Annotated in this window: 3 rRNA genes; all 3 read left to right on the top strand. The window is 54.3% G+C overall.

The features are described from left to right. Positions 1-279: 279 nt before the first annotated feature. The 3 genes from JFC13_RS19140 (at position 280) to rrf (ending at position 5,637) form a co-directional block, all read left to right on the top strand. A 16S ribosomal RNA gene (locus JFC13_RS19140) occupies positions 280-1,815 on the top strand. Between the two features lie 434 nt (positions 1,816-2,249). Then, positions 2,250-5,364: ribosomal RNA gene (locus tag JFC13_RS19135) — 23S ribosomal RNA — on the top strand. 154 nt (positions 5,365-5,518) lie between these two features. After that, a 5S ribosomal RNA gene (gene rrf, locus JFC13_RS19130) occupies positions 5,519-5,637 on the top strand. Together the 16S, 23S and 5S rRNA genes form the textbook arrangement of a ribosomal RNA operon. Positions 5,638-5,644: the final 7 nt, after the last annotated feature.

Genomic DNA, 5,644 nt, shown 5'->3' with positions numbered 1-5,644 from the left:
AATTGAAACTGACACCCCCGGTGTACGCCGCCATGTTTGATGGTGTGTGGTGACGGGTGAGTGTGTGTGGTTTGAGAATCCAATAGCGTATTTGTTTGAACAGATAGTGATGCCAGAAACATTATTTCTGGTAAGACAATCACATGTTCACACACATGTTTCCACCCCCTCGCCGGGGTGGTGACGCCAGCGTGTGTGGACATGATTTTTTGGTCGACCATGGTCACCCCGTGACCGTTGGTTGGCTGTCTTGCTGGGATTCATTCGTAACATAATTTTTTTATGGAGAGTTTGATCCTGGCTCAGGACGAACGCTGGCTGCGTGCTTAACACATGCAAGTCGAACGCTGAAGCCCGCAGCTTGCTGTGGGTGGATGAGTGGCGAACGGGTGAGTAACACGTGAGTAACCTGCCCCCGACTTCGGGATAAGCCCGGGAAACTGGGTCTAATACCGGATATGACCAACGCTCGCATGAGTGTTGGTGGAAAGTTTTTTCGGTTGGGGATGGGCTCGCGGCCTATCAGTTTGTTGGTGAGGTAATGGCTCACCAAGACGACGACGGGTAGCCGGCCTGAGAGGGCGACCGGCCACACTGGGACTGAGACACGGCCCAGACTCCTACGGGAGGCAGCAGTGGGGAATATTGCACAATGGGGGAAACCCTGATGCAGCGACGCAGCGTGCGGGATGACGGCCTTCGGGTTGTAAACCGCTTTCAGCAGGGAAGAAGCCCCTTGGGGTGACGGTACCTGCAGAAGAAGTACCGGCTAACTACGTGCCAGCAGCCGCGGTAATACGTAGGGTACAAGCGTTGTCCGGAATTATTGGGCGTAAAGAGCTCGTAGGTGGTTGGTCACGTCTGCTGTGGAAACGCAACGCTTAACGTTGCGCGTGCAGTGGGTACGGGCTGACTAGAGTGCAGTAGGGGAGTCTGGAATTCCTGGTGTAGCGGTGAAATGCGCAGATATCAGGAGGAACACCGGTGGCGAAGGCGGGACTCTGGGCTGTAACTGACACTGAGGAGCGAAAGCATGGGGAGCGAACAGGATTAGATACCCTGGTAGTCCATGCCGTAAACGTTGGGCACTAGGTGTGGGGGACATTCCACGTTCTCCGCGCCGTAGCTAACGCATTAAGTGCCCCGCCTGGGGAGTACGGTCGCAAGGCTAAAACTCAAAGGAATTGACGGGGGCCCGCACAAGCGGCGGAGCATGCGGATTAATTCGATGCAACGCGAAGAACCTTACCAAGGCTTGACATACACCAGACCGTCCTGGAAACAGGTCCTCCTCTTTGAGGTTGGTGTACAGGTGGTGCATGGTTGTCGTCAGCTCGTGTCGTGAGATGTTGGGTTAAGTCCCGCAACGAGCGCAACCCTCGTTCTATGTTGCCAGCACGTAAAGGTGGGAACTCATAGGAGACTGCCGGGGTCAACTCGGAGGAAGGTGGGGATGACGTCAAATCATCATGCCCTTTATGTCTTGGGCTTCACGCATGCTACAATGGCTGGTACAGAGAGATGCGAGACCGCGAGGTTTTAGCGAATCCCTTAAAGCCAGTCTCAGTTCGGATCGTAGTCTGCAATTCGACTACGTGAAGTCGGAGTCGCTAGTAATCGCAGATCAGCAACGCTGCGGTGAATACGTTCCCGGGCCTTGTACACACCGCCCGTCAAGTCACGAAAGTCGGTAACACCCGAAGCCGGTGGCCCAACCCCCTTGTGGGGAGGGGGCCGTCTAAGGTGGGACTGGCAATTGGGACTAAGTCGTAACAAGGTAGCCGTACCGGAAGGTGCGGCTGGATCACCTCCTTTCTAAGGAGCACACATCAGAACCCCAACGCAGCATCCATTCGTGATGCTGGTTGGGCAGCTCAAGGGTGGAACATCCCTATCTGGCTCGTCCATACAGCGGTCTTCGGGGTATGTGCCTCGTGTGAGCGTGTTGGTGGGTGGATATGAATGAATACGTTATTGGGTCCTGGAATCACAGGCCCCACACACAACACGGTCTTTGTGGCTGGGAGTGTGTGTGGTGTGGTGGTTTCGATCAACGGACCGACCCAGATCATAGTCACACCGTTTCGCGGTGTGGGTGTGGGTGGTGTTTGGTAGTGGTTTGAGAATCGTATAGTGGACGCGAGCATCAACAACACAACATGGTTGTGTTGTTATGTAATGTGATTTTTCTTGTGAAATCCGAAAGTGTTTTTTTCGCGCACACAACTATCAACTGACGAATTTGGTTGGTATGAGTGTGTAAGAGCGCATGGTGGATGCCTTGGCATCAGGAGCCGATGAAGGACGTGGAAATCTGCGATAAGCCTCGGGGAGCCGATAAACGGGCTGTGATCCGAGGATGTCCGAATGGGGAAACCCCGCCACATGAGAGTGTGGTGACCCGCATCTGAATATATAGGGTGTGTGGGGGGAACGCGGGGAAGTGAAACATCTCAGTACCCGTAGGAAGAGAAAATAAAATATGATTCCGGGAGTAGTGGCGAGCGAAACTGGAAGAGCCTAAACCGTGTCAGTGTCAAGCGTGCTGGTGTTGCTGACGTGGTGTTGTGGGGTATGCGTGTTCGGTCCAGCATGACCGGGACGTCGATGTGTGTTGCGTGTAGTCGAAGCTGGTGGGAAACAGTACCGGAGTGGGTGAGAGTCCCGTAGGCGAAACATGTGGCCCCGACGTTGTGCATACACCCGAGTAGCACGGTACTCGTGGAATGTCGTGTGAATCTGCCAGGACCACCTGGTAAGGCTAAATACTTCCTGATGACCGATAGCGGATAGTACCGTGAGGGAATGGTGAAAAGTACCCCGGGAGGGGAGTGAAATAGTACCTGAAACCATGTGCTTACAATCCGTCAGAGCCTCCTTGTTGGGGTGATGGCGTGCCTTTTGAAGAATGAGCCTGCGAGTTAGCGGTGCGTGGCGAGGTTAACCCGAGAGGGGTAGTCGTAGCGAAAGCGAGTCCGAATAGGGCGAATGAGTCGCGTGTCCTAGACCCGAAGCGGAGTGATCTAGCCATGGGCAGGGTGAAGCGTGTGTAAGAGCGCGTGGAGGCCCGCACCCACTTCAGTTGAAAATGGAGGGGATGACCTGTGGTTAGGGGTGAAAGGCCAATCAAACTCTGTGATAGCTGGTTCTCCCCGAAATGCATTTAGGTGCAGCGTTGCGTGGTTCTTGCCGGAGGTAGAGCTACTGGATGGCTGATGGGCCCCACCGGGTTACTGACGTCAACTAAACTCCGAATGCCGGTAAGGTTCAGCGTGGCAGTGAGACAGTGGGGGATAAGCTTCATTGTCGAGAGGGAAACAGCCCAGACCATCAACTAAGGCCCCTAAGCGTGTGCTAAGTGGGAAAGGATGTTCAGTTGCGAAGACAACCAGGAGGTTGGCTTAGAAGCAGCCATCCTTGAAAGAGTGCGTAATAGCTCACTGGTCAAGTGATTGAGCGCCGATAATGTAGCGGGGCTAAGTACACCGCCGAAGTTGTGGCAGCACCCCTTATGCCGTAATGGTGGGGTGTTGGGTAGGGGAGCGTCGTGCTGGCAGTGAAGTCGCCGTGTGAACGAGTGGTGGAGCCGGTACGAGTGAGAATGCAGGCATGAGTAGCGAAAGACGGGTGAGAAACCCGTCCACCGGATGACCAAGGGTTCCAGGGCTAGGCTAATCCGCCCTGGGTAAGTCGGGACCTAAGGCGAGGCCGACAGGCGTAGTCGATGGACAACCAGTTGATATTCTGGTACCGACATATAACCGTCAATACCAAAACACGTGATACTAACCACGTCACTCACCCGTGATGTCTTCGGATGTCTGGTTGGTGTGTGGTGTGGGACCTGAGTGTGGAGTCGGTAAGCGCGAGGTGTGACGCAGGAAGGTAGCCAGGCCACGCGATGGTAGTCGTGGTCTAAGGTCGTAGCACGTGGGGGTAGGTAAATCCGTCCCCACATTGAGTGTGAGAGCTGATGGGCGCCCCATTTTGGTGGGGTGATCTGGTGATCCTATGCTGCCGAGAAAAGCATCGGCGTGAGGTTGTGTGTTGCCCGTACCCTATAACCGACACAGGTGGTCAGGTAGAGAATACTAAGGTGATCGAGAGAATCGTGGTTAAGGAACTCGGCAAAATGCCCCCGTAACTTCGGGAGAAGGGGGACCATCCTGGTGAAGCCAACTTGCTTGGTGATGTGCTGGTGGTGGTCGCAGAGGCCAGAGAGAAGCGACTGTTTATTAAAAACACAGGTCCGTGCGAAGATGTAAGTCGATGTATACGGACTGACGCCTGCCCGGTGCTGGAAGGTTAAGAGGACTCGTTAACCCCTTTCGGGGGGTGAAGCGGAGAATTTAAGCCCCAGTAAACGGCGGTGGTAACTATAACCATCCTAAGGTAGCGAAATTCCTTGTCGGGTAAGTTCCGACCTGCACGAATGGCGTAACGACTTCTCTGCTGTCTCAACCACGAACTCGGCGAAATTGCATTACGAGTAAAGATGCTCGTTACGCGCAGCAGGACGGAAAGACCCCGAGACCTTCACTATAGTTTGGTATTGGGATTCGGTGTGGTTTGTGTAGGATAGGTGGGAGACTGTGAGGCCTCAACGCTAGTTGGGGTGGAGTCGTCAAGTGAAATACCACTCTGACTATACTGGATTTCTTAACTTCGGACCCTGATCGGGTTCAGGGACAGTGCCTGATGGGTAGTTTAACTGGGGCGGTTGCCTCCTAAAGAGTAACGGAGGCGCCCAAAGGTTCCCTCAGCCTGGTTGGCAATCAGGTGTCGAGTGTAAGTGCACAAGGGAGCTTGACTGTGAGACGGACGTGTCGAGCAGGAGCGAAAGCTGGGACTAGTGACCCGGCCATGGCTTGTGGAAGCGTGGTCGCTCAACGGATAAAAGGTACCTCGGGGATAACAGGCTGATCTTGCCCAAGAGTCCATATCGACGGCATGGTTTGGCACCTCGATGTCGGCTCGTCGCATCCTGGGGCTGTAGTCGGTCCCAAGGGTTGGGCTGTTCGCCCATTAAAGCGGTACGCGAGCTGGGTTTAGAACGTCGTGAGACAGTTCGGTCCCTATCCGCTGCGTGCGTAGGAAATTTGTGGAGGCCTGTCCTTAGTACGAGAGGACCGGGACGGACGAACCTCTGGTGTGCCAGTTGTACCGCCAGGTGCATGGCTGGTTGGCTACGTTCGGGAAGGATAACCGCTGAAAGCATCTAAGCGGGAAGCCTGCTTCGAGATGAGATTTCCAACCCCACTTTGGGGGTGAGGTGTCCTATAGATTATGGGTTTGATAGGCCGGGTATGGAAGCACTGTGAGGTGTGGAGTTGACTGGTACTAATACGCCGATCACTCATACAACCATTTTGTTGGTTGGTGTGTGCGAGTAACGTTTACGGGTTTTATAAGGCTTAACGAGTCACATTTTGTGTGGTGTTCGCGTTCGCTGTACGGTTCTTGGACCGCTACTGCACTCTTCGAGCTTGGCTCAGGGGTGGTGGTGGTTTGTTGGTTTTGCGGTGGTGATAGTGGTGGGGAAACGCCCGGTTAACCGTTCCGATCCCGGTAGCTAAGCCCATTCGCGCTGATGGTACTGCAACTTGGTGGTTGTGGGAGAGTAAGTGACTGCCGCAATATTCTT

The sequence above is a fragment of the Brevibacterium antiquum genome, from assembly GCF_016107655.1.
GTDB lineage: Bacteria > Actinomycetota > Actinomycetes > Actinomycetales > Brevibacteriaceae > Brevibacterium > Brevibacterium antiquum.
This window is presented reverse-complemented; position numbering and strand designations above follow the sequence as displayed.